Source organism: Alteromonas sp. ABV4_150 (genome assembly GCF_056311745.1).
The window spans coordinates 4,327,130-4,342,460 of sequence record NZ_CM149971.1 but is presented as its reverse complement, the minus strand read 5'-3'; the positions used below and the strand labels follow the sequence as shown (position 1 = coordinate 4,342,460).

The following is a 15,331-nucleotide window of genomic DNA, read 5'->3' as shown; positions in this document are numbered from 1 at the left end:
CGCCAACAAGGAAGTAAACGCGTTAATATGCAACAAGTTTTTAACAAGTTGTGAGAGCGTTAATGCTAAACCGTGTATCAAAACCCTTCGTCAAACTCGTCGAAAGATATCTTCCCGATCCCTATATATTCGTTTTATTGTTAACGCTCATTACGCTTGTCTTTGCGGTTGTCATTCAAGACCAATCACCACTTACCACAGTTCAACAGTGGGGAGACGGCTTCTGGGGGCTGCTAACTTTCTCAATGCAAATGCTCTTGGTATTAGTAACCGGGTTTATGCTGGCATGCACGCCGCTAGTCAAGACACTGCTGGAGAGTCTCGCCCGTCTAGCTAAAAGCCCAGGAAGCGCTATTGTACTGGTTACTTTAGTGTCACTTACGGCCAGTTGGATAAACTGGGGCTTTGGCCTTGTTGTAGGTGCGCTGTTCGCAAAAGCACTTGCAAGAAAAGTGTCGGTAGATTATCGGCTATTGGTGGCGAGCGCATATTCAGGTTTTGTCGTATGGCATGGCGGCTTAGCGGGCTCTGTGCCCTTAACTATTGCAACGCCGGGTCATTTTTCAGAAGCACAGATTGGCGTAGTTGGCACTGGAGAGACTATTTTCAGTGGGTTTAATTTGCTGTTATTGGCAATCATGTTCGTGGTTATTCCTCTTGTTAATCGTTTAATGTTACCGCCTGAATCTGAAAGCATTATTGTCGATAGCGCCAAGCTACAAGACGACGCTTTGCCGTCGGCAACGAACGAGCGGCCCGCCGATAAACTTGAAAACAGCAAGTTGCTTGGTTTACTTGTAGGCTTTGCAGGGCTTGCTTATCTCATCAGCTACTTTGTTTCAGGGGGCGGGCTTAATCTCAATATCGTTAATACGCTATTTCTTTTCCTTGCAATTGTCCTTCATGGTACACCACGCAATGTACTGCACAGTCTGCAGCAAGCCGTTCAGGGCGGTAGTGGTATTGTTATACAGTTCCCATTTTACGCGGGGATCATGGCGGTAATGGTGCAATCAGGATTGGCCCAAACCATGTCAGAGTGGCTGATTAGCTTTGCATCTGCAGAGTCTTTGCCCGTGTGGAGTTTTATCAGCGCAGGCGTTGTAAATATCTTTGTGCCTTCGGGTGGAGGCCAATGGGCAGTGCAAGCCCCAGTAATCTTGCCTGCCGCCGCTGAACTGGGGGCCGAAATAAATAGAGTGGCCATGGCGGTGGCGTGGGGCGATGCGTGGACCAACCTGATTCAGCCGTTCTGGGCGCTTCCAGTGCTTGCCATAGCGGGCCTGAAGGCCAAAGATATTATGGGATTTTGCTTAGTTCAGCTTATCGTAATAGGCGTTATTATTACCTTGGTATTGCGATTTGGGTGAGACAATTAACTTTATGTTCTTTCTCTAAAAAAATAGCGGTTATCCCGAAAAAGAAACTGTTAGCGCTCATCACGAAAATAGATAACCTGATGAGCGAAGCAAAGCGGTATTAAGCGAATGCGGTTTCTATCGATACAATGTCAATACCGCGCACTTGCATAGAATCCAGCGCTAATAGATGACCAATGGCGTCACGCGTGCAGGTGCAAGGCTCAATGACTTTGGGAGAATATTTGGCTGCTGCTGGCGATAATGCTGTGTGAGTTACGCAATTGTGCGTCATCATGCCTGCAAGAAGAATTTCATCTACGCCCAATGACTGTAAGGTTTCTTCTAAATTGGTCTTCTCAAAACAATCGGCGTGTTGCTTTGTGATGATGGGCGCATGCGGGGCTGCGGCTATCACCTCTTTATGAATTTCAGCGCCATGAGATCCTTCATAGAAAAACAACCCTTCTCCTGCCTCAACAGGCACAAGGTGCTGTATGTGAATAATCGGAATGCTCTTTTCCTTTGCAATAGCCATCGCTTTAAGTGTTTCTTGCATCGCAAGCTCTGGTTTGTGCAAAGGATACTTCCCTTGAGGAAAGTAATCGTTTTGAATATCTATAACAATAAGTGCTTGTTTAATCACGGTCTTACCCTCTTTTTCCAAGAAATAGTCTCTAGCACGGTTTAAGTTGTGCTTACTCGATATTGACTATTTTGCAGATTTTCACGTGTAATAGAGAGTGACGATAATGACAAAAAGCGCGCCAAATGCGACAGCGTTCACAGAGCGACAATGAAACGATGAAAGAAATAAAAATAGCAGTAATAAACTATCCAACCGCAAGCCAATCTGCGCTTTACGGCATTGTTGAGATGTTAGAGTTAGCAAATACGATGTGTGAGCAAATCAACGCTGATGTGGCATTTAGCGCGAGTATTTACAAAGCGGAACAGTTAAATTCAAATGCGCTGGTTGATGTCGTCATCTTGCCGCCAAGTATGAGTGAAACATTTTTTGAGCATGACTTCACACCACTCATCAACTATATGGAAGTCATGCAGTCCCAAGGTGCATTGCTCGCATCTGCTTGCGTAGGTGCATTTATTCTTGGCAAAGGGGGCTTTTTAGATAACAAAGTGTGTACTACACACTGGCGAATTGCCGATCACTTCATGGCAGCCTTTCCCACAGCAAAACTAGATGCTAAGGCTATCGTGGTAAACGGGGAGGGCGTAATAACAGCTGGCGGGAGAATGGCGTGGATTGATCTTGTGTTTGAAATCATATCGACCTTAAGTTCACCCACCATTGCCTTGAATCTTTCCAAAGAGATGGTAGTGGATACAGGTTACAGGGAGCAAGGCTTTTATCACCAGTTTTCACCTAAAAAAGATCATGGCGATGCTCTCGTTGTTAAAGCGCAAAATTACTTGGAAAACCATTACAGTCAGCCAATTTCTCTTAGCGATTTAGCCAGCCACACTTTCGTTAGTCAGCGAACCTTACAGCGAAGATTTGCGCAAGCGTTAGGTATGTCAGTCATCGACTATCTGCAGAAGCTGAGACTTCATCATGCTTGTCAGCAAATTGAAGTATCAACGCGCAGCATTGCTGATATTGCATTCAACGTGGGCTATCAAAACGTCAACGCATTTAGGAAGATATTCCGTAAAGAGTATGGGCTTAGTCCGGTGGAATACCGCAAGCGTTTTGCAATAAATTAATCATATCGTTATTTTCATTTTAATTGTTATGTTATAACATTTATTGAGTTCGAGATTTAAAATGAAACTTAGTGAGTCGTTATGTCTATTCAAACTCAGCTTCCCGTTACCGTACTATCGGGCTTTTTAGGCGCCGGTAAGACCACGGTTCTAAACCATATTCTGAATAATCGAGATGGATTAAGAGTAGCCGTCATTGTTAACGATATGAGTGAAATCAATATCGATGCAGCTACGGTGAAAAATGAAGTTAGCTTTAATCGAGCCGAAGAAAAGCTAGTTGAAATGAGCAATGGCTGTATTTGCTGCACGTTGCGAGAAGATTTGCTTGAAGAGATAGAGCGTTTAGCGCATGAAGGTAAATACGATTATCTGGTAATAGAGTCTACAGGTATTTCGGAGCCTTTGCCTGTAGCTGAGACCTTCACGTTTGCCGATGAAGACGGTAAAAGCTTATCGGAAATATCACGCCTCGATACTATGGTTACCGTTGTCGATGCATTGAATTTTCTTAAAGACTATGACGAAGCTAAGTTTCTCAACGAAGTGGGTGAGAGCTTGGGGGAGGAAGACGAGCGAAGTGTGGCAGACTTGTTGGTCGAACAAGTGGAATTTGCTGATATATTGCTAATAAGCAAAACCGACTTAGTCTCTGAACAAGAGTTGGCGCGCCTTAAAAGTATTCTGCAAACCCTTAATACCGAGGCTATTCAAGTTCCTATTGAGCATGGGAAAGTACCTCTAGATAAGGTATTAAACACAGGTCGGTTTAGCTTTGAGCGTGCTCAGCAATCGCCCGGTTGGCTGAAAGAAATGCGTGGCGAGCACGTACCAGAGACTGAAGAGTTTGGTATAAGCAGCTTTTCGTACGAAGCGCGACGTCCGTTCGATCCGCAGAAGTTTTATGACTTTATTCATAGTAAAGACATTGCAGGTAAGTTAATTCGTTCAAAAGGCTTCTTTTGGTTAGCAACACGCCCTCAATTGGCAGGTAGCTGGAGCCAAGCAGGCGGTATGGCGAGATACGGAGCCGCTGGGCTGTTTTGGAAAGCCGTACCCAAAGAGCAATGGCCTGAAGACCCTGAATACCTTAAAGCGATAGAAGAACAATGGATGGAGCCCTTCGGTGACATGCGTCAAGAGCTGGTGTTTATCGGACAAGGGCTTAATAAAAACGACATTATCGAGCGGTTAGATAGTTGCTTGTTAACAGACGAACAGCTTATTCAAGGTCATCATGTTTGGGCTGAAATGCCTGACCCATTTCCTGCGTGGGAGCACTAATATGCAGGCGTTACAAGACCACATTACTTCCTTTGAATACAGCGACTCTTGGCGTTCAAGTGCCGATGCGATGGTGTTAGGCGATATCTTTGATAAAGGTATTAGCGTTGCGGTATGGACAAGGCCTGAAGCTCCACTTGTCTCGCAATACTATGTCGACGTTTTTAAATCATTAGGAATGGGGATTCGCGGTGTTTTCTCTTTAACATCACTGAAAGAGGAAATCGCAAAGCTTTTACCTGATGGAATAAATAGTGCCGGAAAGCAGGCTGCCATTGACGATATTTATTTGCTGTCTGACATGCTCACCACGCTATTTGATTGTGACAGTGTTGGCGTAAGGTTAGTGCCCCTTTCATCAGCAATGTGCCCAAGCTTTCATGTGGACAATATTCCTGTTCGGTTGGTGAATACCTATTTGGGCGAAGGTACAGAGTGGCTGCCGAAAGAAAGTGTGGTTACACGCCCAATGATTGGTCTTAACGACGCGAATACGCAAGGGCTTGCTAAGAATAGATTGGGCCAGCACTATCACGAGAGCAGCGTTAGGCAAATGAACGCGTTTGATGTGGGTTTACTTAAAGGTAAATCGTGGCAGGGCCATGAAGAATTTGCCGCCGTGCACCGCTCCTGCAAAGTCATACCTGGTACACATCGCGCGTTGCTTACCTTGGATCCCATGTAGTTTTTAAGTACTTATTGTACCTCACCCTCGGTTACTTCGGCGCTGTCACTTTTTCCATGAGTTTTCCCTTGTGATAGCGCTTTTTTCTCTCTTGGTACCTAGCCTCGCTAATCTTCTTAAATATCCGCTTTTAAGCTCCCAGCTTTAAGGCTAATTGTCTAACAGGCAAGTGCCACACCTTTATAGCGAAGACCTGAAAAGCCAAGTTTTTCAACATATACCCTTAAACATTATAGTCTTTCATATTTAACGTATTGTGAATGCTAGGAATGCGTTCTTCTGCATGGTGATTTACATACAGCAGTGTACTTGTGCCTGCTTTAGCCAATATATCAATAAGCTTAAGCGCTTTTTGGCGGTTGAAGTCGTCTAAACCATTGCAAGGTTCATCCAAAATAAGCACGGCGGGGTGCTTAACGATAGAACGTGCAATAAGTACTAATCGCTGGTCACCAAAGGACAGTGACTGAAACGGCGTGTTCTTTTTCTGTTTCAAACCCAGTACTTCAAGCCACTGCTCTGCTACCATGCGCTCCGCTAGCGTGGGGCGGGTATACAGACCAATGCTGTCGTGAAAGCCTGAAATGATGACGTGCTCAACACTTGCGTTCACTTTGTACTGCATATGGAGCGCATTAGACATAATTCCAATGTGCTTTTTAATGTCCCATATGCTCTCGCCTGTGCCACGTTTTATGCCAAACATTGTTAAATCGTTGGTATAACAATGGGAATTATCACCGGTAAACATTTGAAGCAAACAGGTTTTTCCTGACCCATTTGGACCAGTGATCTGCCAATGCTCATTTTTGTTAAGGGTGAAGTTAAGCTTTTCAAATACGGTTCGCTCATCGAAGCGCACGAAACCGTCATTCAGCTGGATTAAGGTATGGGGTAGGGAGTCAAGTTCGCTGTTCTGGTTAATGTGATCTTGGTCCTCGCGGTTCGTGTCGTTTGCGCTAAGCGCTGCTGGTACATCGATATCATCAGACTCCAGCGCAAACCAGGTGCTTAACTCTGAGCGCAAGTCATCACAGTTTAGTGTGCCGTCAGATTTCCACGTAATAGCTAGATTATCCATCACAATGAGTTGTGCGTTAAGGCCCTCAGGAATGTCTGCAAGCTTGTTGGCGGTCATTATCAGCGAAGCTTGTTGTTGATAAACAAGAAAGCGGCTAAATGCACTTATCGCTTCAACATCTAAACCTTCGAAGGGCTCATCAAGCAAAATAATAGAGGCATTACTTAACCATGCCAACATGATAATAATCTTGCGGGTTTCACCTGTTGAAAGTGAAAGAAACGCATTATCTAGCAAATGCTCAATTCTTAGAGCAGAGGCGAGTTCATCGTAATAAGGGTGGTTTTGATAATCCTTATTAGTCTGTGCGAATAGTTCGCGAACCTGTGTTGGCTCAGCTATTACGTCTAAAATATCCGCACTGTCTTTTTGTTTTTCTTCTTCAATTATCGCTTGCTGTTTAAAAACCGATACCTCTGCAACAACCGAACTGCATTCACGACTACCGCTTGCTACCTTCCCACTACCGGCAAGCGCGGAAATTAAAAGTGACTTCCCGCTACCGTTTCTGCCTGCAATAAGGACGTGCGAGGGTGGTTTTTCGTTATTTAGTGTTAACGAAAATGCAGGGGTAATATATTGATTAGGAAGCTTTGTTTGAAATTCGGAAAGATACAGCATTACGATTGCGAGTGGATAAGAAGTAGAACTATTGTGAAGTTTTCTGTTTACCTGTCAATGGTGAATAAGACTTTCTGAAGACGGAGTCAGCTGGTAAGTTAGTCTTATGAGCTAAGCGCTACACTCTACAGTCGATTAAGGGAATAAATTTTTGAGCAAGGTAGTCATTGTTACAGGGGCAAGCCGTGGTATAGGTGCCGCAACCGCTAAATTGTTAGGAAGTAGCGCTTATAAGGTTTGCATTAATTACCTATCAGATAAAAATGCTGCGGATAGCGTGTGCGCGTCAATAGCCGAAAGTGGTGGCGTTGCATTTGCCCATAAAGCCGATGTTTCAGATGAAGCGCAAGTGCTGAACATGTTTAAGACTGTGAACAGCCGATGGGGTGAGATAACGCATTTGGTAAACAATGTGGGCATTTTATTTACCAAAACTGAGTTATTTAACATCAGTGCAGAGCGCTTCACCAAAGTACTTAATACCAATGTTTTTAGTGCATTTTTGTGCTCAAAAGCTTTCGTCAAACAAAATGTTACGGGTGGCGCAATAGTTAACGTTTCATCCATAGCATCTCGTACAGGTGCGCCCTTTGAATACGTAGATTATGCCGCATCGAAAGGAGCTATGGATTCATTTACTAAAGGGCTTTCCTTAGAACTTGCCGCAAAGAATATTCGTGTGAATAGCGTTAGGCCCGGGTTTATCAAAACAGACATTCATGCCGATGGTGGTGAACCTGGCAGAGTTGAGCGGTTGCGCTCACAAATACCTATGCAGCGGGGCGGTACAGCTAACGAAGTCGCACAGGCGATAGCCTGGCTTCTGTCACCTCAGTCTTCGTATGTTACTGGGACGTCTGTTTATTCAGCGGGTGGGAAGTAAGGCGCATGGTAACACTCAGAGATTTTAAAACGAGCGATGTAGGTAGGCTGGTAGATATTTTAAATCAACCGTCGGTTACTCAATATCTTTCGACAAAAATTCCTAACCCTTATACAAAAGAAGATGCAATGTGGTGGGTTCAAGAGGGTAGTACCCAAGGCTTTATAAGAGCTGTTGAGTATGAGGGCGAGTTAGTAGGGTGTATTGGTGTTAACCCAGGTAACTTTGAATATGAGAGGTCTGGAGAAGTTGGATACTGGCTTTGCTCATCACATTGGCGAAAAGGCATTATGCGCGAGGCGCTGCGCCAAATTATTGCGCTTACTTTTTCAAACACAAATATAGAACGTATTTTTGCCTGCGTATTTTCATCGAATTTTGCTTCGCAAAAGCTGCTGCTAAATGCAGGGTTCAAGCAGGAAGCGATATTGCAACGCGCCATTTTCAAAAATGGACAGTTTTACGATAGCCATATTTTTACCACCTTGAGATAGCTAGAAGGTAATTCCCCAATAAAGTGTTTATCTGAGTCTGAGAAAACAACCTTCGAAAGGTGCGACCTATAAAAAGGAACTTTTGTGAAAAAAACGATCATATCAATTTTACTAATTTTTCTGGTATTCATTTGCGCGGGGCTAGTAATTCCAGAAAAACTTGTAATTCCAGTAGAGGGGGCATCCTCTAACGACTGGAATCACAATACGTTTTGGTATGAGCCATGGGGCAGCTCTGGTGTGCACAAAGGTGTAGACATCTTCGGTGCAAAAGGCACGCCTGTTCAATCCGCTACCTCTGGCTACGTTATCTACACAGGCGAATTGGGAAAAGGAGGGAACGTTGTCGCGGTTCTAGGCCCTAAGTGGCGCGTGCATTATTACGCTCATATGCAAGAAGTTACAGTGAAGAAAGGGGGTTGGTTATCTCAAAAAGATCAAGTGGGAACCCTTGGCGATACTGGCAATGCCAAAGGTAAGCAGCCCCACCTTCACTACTCGATAGTTTCTCTTATTCCTTTGCCATGGAAAGCAACGTCTGAACCTCAAGGTTGGAAAAAAATGTTTTTTCTTAATCCTCACGAAAAGTTGCTGTAGGCGCAAATGCAAGGATGAGAGCATCTTTAGGTGAATACATACTTCATGTTGATGGTATCGCAGGAACGAGTACTGGCTTATTGCTTCTGCTTTTCCAAAATATAGCGAGCGACTTCTACCAACTGCCGAAAGGGCTTATTCTATTCTTAGCGGGTGCGAATTTATGCTATGGCATAAACGCATTGAGGCTTGCCCTTATACGCATTAGGTCACTTAATGAAGTAACGGCTTTAGCTATTGCAAACTTTCTTTGGGTGGTTACATGTGTAGGAATTCTTCTCACTTATTACGAACAAGCGAGTATATTCGCACTGCTTTTTATTAGTGCCGAGTGCATGTTTGTAGCAATACTTGGTTCGTGTGAGTGGCGCTACAGATTTTTATTAGTTGCTAGTGGTAATTGATTTTCGCTTAAAGCAAATGCGATTTTCAATCGTAAAAATTCTATCTAACATCATTTTGAAAGATATCTAGTTTGTAAAATTTACGGCTATTTTCTAACCTTTTCCCGTAAAAATATTACTGAAGCGCTGAATTACCTACACATAATAATTCTATTATCTAAACCCTGTTATTTTCTTCTTATTTAAATAAACCATACTTTTCAAAGGCTTGTGCTTCTTCTTATTCCTTGGCATTCGTTTTGCGATCTTGTCAATGTGTGTATTTTCAAGGAAAAGATCAATGGAAACCGAACATCGAGCCGTCAAGCATACTGTTCAATTGCGCCATAGTAACCAATTGGAAGTGAACGTTTTTGGTCACTCCTTAGCGCCTAGCAAACGAACTTCTAGCATAGCGAGAAACCTCGTTATTGCTGCAGCTTCTTTCTGGTTACCTTTGGTAGGTGTTGCCTCGACCGTTTCCACTCCAACACCTGCAGCTTTGGAAGAAGCGAGTACAACCTCAGCGTTACAAGCACAGTTAAAGCAAATGAAAAGCGCTTATGCTTTCTACTCTTCTATTGCCCAACAGGGCGGCTGGAAAACCCTAGATTCAGAATCAGTTCTTGAAAACGGTGCGCTAAGAAAGGCCACACGCAATAACAATACAACTAATGGCGAAAAGCAGAGTCAAGTTATACGTGCGCTTATCTCCCGCTTAGGAAGAGAATACCCCTCGATAGATACAAACTGTACTCATGCATTAACGGTAGCCAACTCCGCTCCATGCGTTTTCAACGAAGAAGTTGAAAATGCAGTAAAGGATTTTCAACGTCGTCATGGCCTTCTAGTCGATGGTGTAGTGGGTAGGAATACGCTTGCTGCGCTAAATGTGACTGCAGAAGAAAAAGTTCAGCAGTTAGCCCTTAATATCACACGCTTGGAAATGTTTGAAGAAAAAGACAGCGATGCTTATGTGTTAGTTAACATTCCAGAATTCCGCCTTCGTTATATTAGTCAAGGTAGAGTAAAAGCCACTAAAGATGTAGTAGTAGGCAAGCCAAGCTGGGCTACGCCTTCATTTAGCGATCATATCGAAAAGTTTGTGGTTAACCCGGAATGGCGTATACCCCTTTCGATCGCGACTAAAGAGATCGCCCCAAAAGTAGCAGATAACCCTCATTACTTGGAAGAGAACAACATTGTTATTCGCAAAAACAGTTTCGTTGATGATGAGTTGGTTGACTCCAATACAATCGATTGGAAAAACATAAAGCCTTATCAGTTTGACCATTTTTTAGTAAAGCTTCCCAACGAAAAAAATCCGTTAGGCAAAGTTAAATATCTATTCCCGAATCGACACGCTGTGTACGTGCACGATACGCCCTATCAACAGTGGTTTAATGAAACAAACCGCGCTGCGTCACACGGCTGTATTAGATTGGAAGACCCTTTTTCACTAGCAAAGTTAATTGCAGAAGAGCAGGGCGTAGAGAGTCTAATGGACAACGTTATATCAGCCCGTGATTTAAGCCAGTCAAGAACCTTTCACCTTGAAGAGCCTTTGCCTATCCATTTGGTGTATTGGACCGCGTGGGCTGACCAAGACGGTACGGTGAACTTTAGGAATGATATTTATCAGCGCGATAGACGTGACGCTGAATCGCTTACGCAGGTAGCGTCTCTGTAAAAGAATATAAACGAATGATAGTGGTAACAAGGTATATGACAATGATAGTGAATAACTTAACAGCTTCGGTAGTGGCATTCGCATTACTTTTGCCTTCACATTTTGTGCATGCTTTTGTACAGGGCACCGATGCAAAAAGCGATGAGATAGTTCAACAGAATGTTCCCAAAAGAAGTACTCAAGTAGCGCCACATGAGCCAGTTGTCGTTGAGAATAGAGCGCATTTAGAAGACGCGGAATTTAGTTTAAAGATCAATAATATTGTGGTGCCTTATAACGTCTTTTCTTTATTTGTGCTACCTGAAGAAATTACTGAACTAGAAATTATTTATCCGCAACCGGACAAAACCTATCAGTTGTTTGAAAACGGCGTAATGGTTGAGAAATCCGAGTCTATGACCTGGCACTGGCAGGCGAAAGATACGCCGGGTGAACAGCGCCTAGAAATAAGAAGCGAAGACGGGCTGGTTAATATGTCACTGAATGTATTTGTGATGGTTCCTGCCGAGGAAGTCCAAGGAGGACGCCTAAAATATTATCATATAGGGCCTTACCCAGATGAAAGCGAAGTTAAAAATAAAGACGTTTACGTTGAACCCGAAGGCTTTATTGAAGTTACCCAAAAAAACCAAGACTTATTATTGTCTCCCCATTTCACATTAAAAGAGTTCACCAGTAAACAGCGCTCTGGTTATCCTAAGTTCGTATATCTTCGTCCATCTCTACTTTTAAAGCTGGAAATGCTTAGAAGGGAAATGAATATGAACAATATTCACGTTTCAAATATGGTGATCATGAGCGGATACAGAACGCCTCAATATAATAAAGCAATCGGCAACGTTAAATTTAGTCGACATGTATATGGCGATGCTGCCGACATTTTTGTCGATAATGACGGTAACTACAGAATGGACGACTTGAACGGCGATGGGGTAGTAAATATTGCAGATGCTGACGTTATGGCCAACATGATAGCAGAGCTAAATAAACGCAGCGAATATAAAGGCTTAATCGGTGGTATGGGGGTTTACGGGCCTAAACCTCACCGAGGTCCATTCATTCATATCGACACCCGTGGTATTAAAGCGCGATGGAGAAAGCCTTAAGCAGATAATCGCTGTATCTCAATTGCATTTCATTTTCGATTAGCTAAAACGCCCGTTACATGCGGGCGTTTTAGCGAATACAACGCTTACTTATAAGCGCCGCTAGCGTAGTGAAGTTCATAGCTGTGGCTGTAAATTTCGATGATGTTACCGAACGGGTCTTCCATATAAATCATACGATAAGGCTTTTCACCCGGGTAGTAGTAGCGAGGCTTTTCCATTCGACGCTTACCGCCGGCATCCACAATTTTCTGCGCCAGTTCTTCAACATTTGGATCTTGAACTGCGAAGTGAAACACACCCGTTTCCCAATATTTAAAGTTATTGTCAGGGTTTTTCTGTTGTTCAAACTGGAACAGCTCAACACCTACCTTATCACTTGTAGACATATGAGCAATTTTGTAGCTGCCCCATCCCTTGCCGAATACGTCGGTCGACATTTTGCCAATTGCGCTGTCATCTTCTTGCACACTAGTCGGGCCCATTATGGTATACCAACCCAGTACCTCACTATAAAATTCTACTGCTTTTTCCAGATCGGGTACTGAAATACCGATGTGGGAAAAAGAACGCGGATATGCTGCGTGTGAGGCTTGCTCTTTTTTATTCAGTGTTTCCTGCACAGCATTTGCAGTAAATGCCGGTAGAGTGAATACCGATAAACTCGCCATCATTAATAGCCACTTCTTCATCATAACTTCCTTAACTGTTGTATTACTGTAAACCGGGCAAGTGCCCTTGATTGACCGATATACTAGTTTTTAAAGTTATTAAATTGAAATTATGGATTATTATTATTTTGATAATTTTAAATTATTATTTCGGCTTTCAATAGGATAATTGCGCTGGGCGAATAGCCAGAAGGGTGTGCACGTATAGTTTCAAATTCCAGTTCGAATAAATACACGCCTAAAAGCTGTCATTTTACTTTCTGTTCGTTGCTAAGCCTTTTATTGCCCCTGTACCTGCAAGGTTCATCAAACGGCGAAATCTTGGGCATTCTAAGTGGCTTGGTGCTGTGCAGGCTGCAGCATGTTGCAGACCATCGCGCATGGCTGTGAGCTTTTTTATTGTTCCGTCTAGTTCATTGGCTTTTCTCAGTAGTAGTTCACGATCAATTTCGGGCTTTGCCTCGTTCCCCAAAATGCCCGCAATCTCATCTAAAGAAAAACCTGCAGCGCGACCTAATGCTATTAATTCAAGGCGCTCTAGTACATTCGGGCTAAATACGCGACGTATACCTTGCCTACCAATAGAAGTGATAAGACCTTTCTCTTCATAAAACCGCAGCGTGGATGCTGAAACTCCGGACTTTTTGGCAACTTGAGATATTTCCATACATTTTCTAAAGGTTCGCTTGACTTAAAGTTAGCTTGAAGTTGTAGGCTATCATCTCTAATTGATTGTAACTAGTTATCGAGTGTGAATATGCAGAATATTGTTTTTATCTTACTGATTGGCATTGGAGCTACTCTAGTGATGGATTTATGGGCGCTGCTAAGGCAACAATTGTTTGGTATTGCTCCAACAAATTGGGGCATGGTGGGGCGTTGGGTAGGGCATATGAGAAAGGGGCGGTTCTTCCATACTTCTATTGCCAACGCCGATGCTGTGAGTGGTGAGAAAACTATTGGGTGGGCAGCACATTACGTAATTGGTATTGGCTATGCGGTGTTACTTTTCCTTATATTTGGAGAAGCTTGGTTGTTCGAACCGACACTAGGTCCAGCTGTGGTGCTCGGTATCGCTACGGTCGTTGCACCGTTCTTTATATTGCAGCCAGGTATGGGCGCAGGAGTTGCTGCGTCTAAAACACCTAATCCTAACGCTGTCCGTCTACACAGCGTTTTAAACCATGCTGTATTTGGCATTGGGCTGTACCTTTCGGCATTGATAGTGAGATTTGTTTTATAGCAATACCTAATACGCGGCCAGCGCAACACTGGCCGCGATTTTCTTACACCTCAATTTGCTAAAATGTTTTTTACTAAGTCTTCTGTATCTACAATTGGGTCTTTGCCAAACCATATGGACCACAAGGCGTCAGCCAACGCTTTGTTTTCAGTCTCGACAACCAAGGTATTGTTGAAAAACACACTTAGCTTATCTGAAGGAAGTCTGGATATTGTTAAGGTTGAATGTTTTCCTACTTCATCCTGAAATCCAGCAGATAGTCTTTTAATATCCTCTTTAATTTTACTAAGGTCAGCATCGACGTTATTTCGCTCAATGCCTTCAATTAGTGCTTCCTCTATTTGCTCTCGGGATACATCCCTTAGGAACTCCAATTCTAGGCGCTGCTGTGTGTCTGCATTTAAAATAAACGTGATCAGCGCTTCTTTCGATGCAAAGTTAACACTAGGCTTTGCCATGAAGTGGCTCAATTTGTAAACGCTAAAGAAAAAGCGCTTTTTAACGGTGGTTCCGCTTAACTTAAGAGCATCTGAAATAGCTGTAGAATTGTTTTCGACTGAGATGCTGTGGGAATATGTCGAATCAATCACTGCTTCGGCTGTCACACTAAAACAAGTCATCATTAAAAGAATTAGACCGCGGTTTAAAATTACTTGCGACAAAACTGTTCCTCTGAAAAAGCTATTAAAATATCTATTTGTAGCAGTACTGATAGCGTTAATTGCAGTTAACGACAATTTGCGATCAATTTCTATACTTTTTCAGTACGAAGATAGACAACAGTAAATAGAGACTCTCTTGAAGTTTATAAGCTTTCTTCTTTATATAGTCCTTTTTGTTACCTTAAGTAAACAAAGTCATGCAGATTACCTGCAAGGCTGTGATGATCCTGAGTACCTAGAGTATATTGAGAAGCGTTTTGCATACCTTGAATCAAGAAATCGTCGACTGCTTAATGAGACATGGAAAGACTATCAACTGAGTTTGTCGCTCAACAGTAATCCATATCAAGTGCTCAACAACTTAAGTAGGCATATAAAATATAGTGCGCAATTTGAGCCCATTGAAATAGCTGAATTGAAGATTGAGCGCGCATTTGAATATGCTGATGAGATGAGCACAGAACAACAAATAGCGGGCGATGTGTACGATGGTTTCAGTAGTGAAAATCATTATCTGGATATCGCTAGAGCGTGGATAGCCTATCGGCAAGGCGATGTTGCGGGTGCATTTCATGCGCTACATAATTCTATAAAGAGTGTTGATTCTGCGCTGCTGGGTGCTTTTGGCCCAGACTTTGATTTGGTGCGTCAGCTTTATAATGATGGTTATATTGACACTGTGGTCGCTTACATCAATAAGACTGAATCATTTTGGTCTGGCAAGCGACCCGATGCACTACGCAGTGCGTGGCTTAATATGATTAAGGCCGGCTGTAAAATACAATTTGACTCTATCGATACAATAAAAGCTGAGCAATTAGGGCTTACCGTGATTGACGTTTAAA

At 43.1% G+C, this 15,331-nt stretch carries 17 protein-coding genes; 12 read left to right on the top strand and 5 right to left on the bottom strand.

The genetic code is table 11. From position 1 onward, the window contains the following. Positions 1–62: 62 nt before the first annotated feature. On the top strand, positions 63–1,370 hold the full coding sequence (locus ACYX4M_RS18840) for a short-chain fatty acid transporter (protein WP_476081294.1): 1,308 nt from the start codon (positions 63–65) through the stop codon (positions 1,368–1,370). Between the two features lie 109 nt (positions 1,371–1,479). Here ACYX4M_RS18840 and ACYX4M_RS18835 read toward each other — a convergent pair whose 3' ends face one another. Continuing rightward, positions 1,480–2,004, bottom strand: coding sequence for a cysteine hydrolase family protein (locus ACYX4M_RS18835; protein WP_476081293.1), 525 nt, complete (start codon positions 2,002–2,004; stop codon positions 1,480–1,482). 125 nt (positions 2,005–2,129) lie between these two features. Between ACYX4M_RS18835 and ACYX4M_RS18830 the strand changes: the two genes are divergently transcribed. From ACYX4M_RS18830 to ACYX4M_RS18820, 3 genes are all read left to right on the top strand, one after another. Continuing rightward, the gene (locus ACYX4M_RS18830; RefSeq protein ID WP_476081292.1) at positions 2,130–3,086 is read left to right on the top strand and encodes a GlxA family transcriptional regulator; all 957 of its coding nucleotides are present in this window, start codon (positions 2,130–2,132) and stop codon (positions 3,084–3,086) included. Between the two features lie 81 nt (positions 3,087–3,167). Then, positions 3,168–4,370, top strand: a complete 1,203-nt coding sequence (gene zigA, locus ACYX4M_RS18825; RefSeq protein ID WP_476081291.1) for a zinc metallochaperone GTPase ZigA — start codon at positions 3,168–3,170, stop codon at positions 4,368–4,370. 1 nt (position 4,371) lies between these two features. Continuing rightward, positions 4,372–5,055, top strand: a complete 684-nt coding sequence (locus tag ACYX4M_RS18820) for a DUF1826 domain-containing protein (protein ID WP_476081290.1) — start codon at positions 4,372–4,374, stop codon at positions 5,053–5,055. A gap of 223 nt (positions 5,056–5,278) precedes the next feature. On the opposite strand, the gene ACYX4M_RS18815 is transcribed toward ACYX4M_RS18820, so the two are convergent. Next, the gene (locus ACYX4M_RS18815) at positions 5,279–6,757 is read right to left on the bottom strand and encodes an ATP-binding cassette domain-containing protein (RefSeq protein ID WP_476081289.1); all 1,479 of its coding nucleotides are present in this window, start codon (positions 6,755–6,757) and stop codon (positions 5,279–5,281) included. Positions 6,758–6,908: 151 nt separating this feature from the next. On the opposite strand from ACYX4M_RS18815, the gene ACYX4M_RS18810 reads away from it, so the two are divergent. The 6 genes from ACYX4M_RS18810 to ACYX4M_RS18785 all read left to right on the top strand — a co-directional run bounded on the left by ACYX4M_RS18810 (position 6,909) and on the right by ACYX4M_RS18785 (position 11,910). After that, positions 6,909–7,640, top strand: coding sequence for an SDR family oxidoreductase (locus ACYX4M_RS18810; RefSeq protein WP_476081288.1), 732 nt, complete (start codon positions 6,909–6,911; stop codon positions 7,638–7,640). Positions 7,641–7,645: 5 nt separating this feature from the next. Then, positions 7,646–8,134: a GNAT family N-acetyltransferase gene (locus tag ACYX4M_RS18805; RefSeq protein WP_476081287.1), complete on the top strand. Its 489-nt coding sequence runs from the start codon at positions 7,646–7,648 to the stop codon at positions 8,132–8,134. A gap of 84 nt (positions 8,135–8,218) precedes the next feature. Continuing rightward, on the top strand, positions 8,219–8,731 hold the full coding sequence (locus tag ACYX4M_RS18800) for a M23 family metallopeptidase (protein ID WP_476081286.1): 513 nt from the start codon (positions 8,219–8,221) through the stop codon (positions 8,729–8,731). Positions 8,732–8,745: 14 nt separating this feature from the next. Beyond that, the gene (locus tag ACYX4M_RS18795) at positions 8,746–9,135 is read left to right on the top strand and encodes a hypothetical protein (RefSeq protein ID WP_476081285.1); all 390 of its coding nucleotides are present in this window, start codon (positions 8,746–8,748) and stop codon (positions 9,133–9,135) included. A gap of 280 nt (positions 9,136–9,415) precedes the next feature. Further along, positions 9,416–10,804 carry a L,D-transpeptidase family protein gene (locus tag ACYX4M_RS18790; protein WP_476081284.1) on the top strand — a complete coding sequence of 463 codons (1,389 nt, stop codon included), beginning with the start codon at positions 9,416–9,418 and terminating at the stop codon, positions 10,802–10,804. A 41-nt stretch (positions 10,805–10,845) separates the two neighbouring features. Continuing rightward, positions 10,846–11,910, top strand: coding sequence for a YcbK family protein (locus ACYX4M_RS18785; protein WP_476081283.1), 1,065 nt, complete (start codon positions 10,846–10,848; stop codon positions 11,908–11,910). 86 nt (positions 11,911–11,996) lie between these two features. On the opposite strand, the gene ACYX4M_RS18780 is transcribed toward ACYX4M_RS18785, so the two are convergent. Together ACYX4M_RS18780 and ACYX4M_RS18775 are read right to left on the bottom strand one after the other, a co-directional pair. Then, positions 11,997–12,605: a lactoylglutathione lyase family protein gene (locus tag ACYX4M_RS18780; RefSeq protein ID WP_476081282.1), complete on the bottom strand. Its 609-nt coding sequence runs from the start codon at positions 12,603–12,605 to the stop codon at positions 11,997–11,999. Positions 12,606–12,834: 229 nt separating this feature from the next. Beyond that, positions 12,835–13,248 carry a helix-turn-helix domain-containing protein gene (locus tag ACYX4M_RS18775; RefSeq protein ID WP_476081281.1) on the bottom strand — a complete coding sequence of 138 codons (414 nt, stop codon included), beginning with the start codon at positions 13,246–13,248 and terminating at the stop codon, positions 12,835–12,837. 90 nt (positions 13,249–13,338) lie between these two features. Here ACYX4M_RS18775 and ACYX4M_RS18770 point away from each other — a divergent pair, with 90 nt between their 5' ends. Next, positions 13,339–13,824, top strand: coding sequence for a DUF2938 domain-containing protein (locus ACYX4M_RS18770; protein ID WP_476081280.1), 486 nt, complete (start codon positions 13,339–13,341; stop codon positions 13,822–13,824). Positions 13,825–13,874: 50 nt separating this feature from the next. Here ACYX4M_RS18770 and ACYX4M_RS18765 read toward each other — a convergent pair whose 3' ends face one another. After that, on the bottom strand, positions 13,875–14,486 hold the full coding sequence (locus tag ACYX4M_RS18765) for a chalcone isomerase family protein (protein WP_476081279.1): 612 nt from the start codon (positions 14,484–14,486) through the stop codon (positions 13,875–13,877). A 136-nt stretch (positions 14,487–14,622) separates the two neighbouring features. Between ACYX4M_RS18765 and ACYX4M_RS18760 the strand changes: the two genes are divergently transcribed. Next, positions 14,623–15,330 carry a hypothetical protein gene (locus ACYX4M_RS18760; protein WP_476081278.1) on the top strand — a complete coding sequence of 236 codons (708 nt, stop codon included), beginning with the start codon at positions 14,623–14,625 and terminating at the stop codon, positions 15,328–15,330. Position 15,331 lies beyond the last annotated feature (1 nt).

Bases quoted from the DNA above. Each gene is read 5' to 3' on its own strand.
- ACYX4M_RS18840 (WP_476081294.1), top strand. From the start codon at position 63: ATGCTAAACCGTGTATCAAAACCCTTCGTCAAACTCGTCGAAAGATAT.
- ACYX4M_RS18830 (WP_476081292.1), top strand. From the start codon at position 2,130: ATGCGACAGCGTTCACAGAGCGACAATGAAACGATGAAAGAAATAAAA.
- zigA (WP_476081291.1), top strand. From the start codon at position 3,168: ATGTCTATTCAAACTCAGCTTCCCGTTACCGTACTATCGGGCTTTTTA.
- ACYX4M_RS18820 (WP_476081290.1), top strand. From the start codon at position 4,372: ATGCAGGCGTTACAAGACCACATTACTTCCTTTGAATACAGCGACTCT.
- ACYX4M_RS18815 (WP_476081289.1), bottom strand. From the start codon at position 6,757: ATGCTGTATCTTTCCGAATTTCAAACAAAGCTTCCTAATCAATATATT.
- ACYX4M_RS18805 (WP_476081287.1), top strand. From the start codon at position 7,646: ATGGTAACACTCAGAGATTTTAAAACGAGCGATGTAGGTAGGCTGGTA.
- ACYX4M_RS18795 (WP_476081285.1), top strand. From the start codon at position 8,746: ATGAGAGCATCTTTAGGTGAATACATACTTCATGTTGATGGTATCGCA.
- ACYX4M_RS18790 (WP_476081284.1), top strand. From the start codon at position 9,416: ATGGAAACCGAACATCGAGCCGTCAAGCATACTGTTCAATTGCGCCAT.
- ACYX4M_RS18785 (WP_476081283.1), top strand. From the start codon at position 10,846: ATGATAGTGAATAACTTAACAGCTTCGGTAGTGGCATTCGCATTACTT.
- ACYX4M_RS18780 (WP_476081282.1), bottom strand. From the start codon at position 12,605: ATGATGAAGAAGTGGCTATTAATGATGGCGAGTTTATCGGTATTCACT.
- ACYX4M_RS18775 (WP_476081281.1), bottom strand. From the start codon at position 13,248: ATGGAAATATCTCAAGTTGCCAAAAAGTCCGGAGTTTCAGCATCCACG.
- ACYX4M_RS18770 (WP_476081280.1), top strand. From the start codon at position 13,339: ATGCAGAATATTGTTTTTATCTTACTGATTGGCATTGGAGCTACTCTA.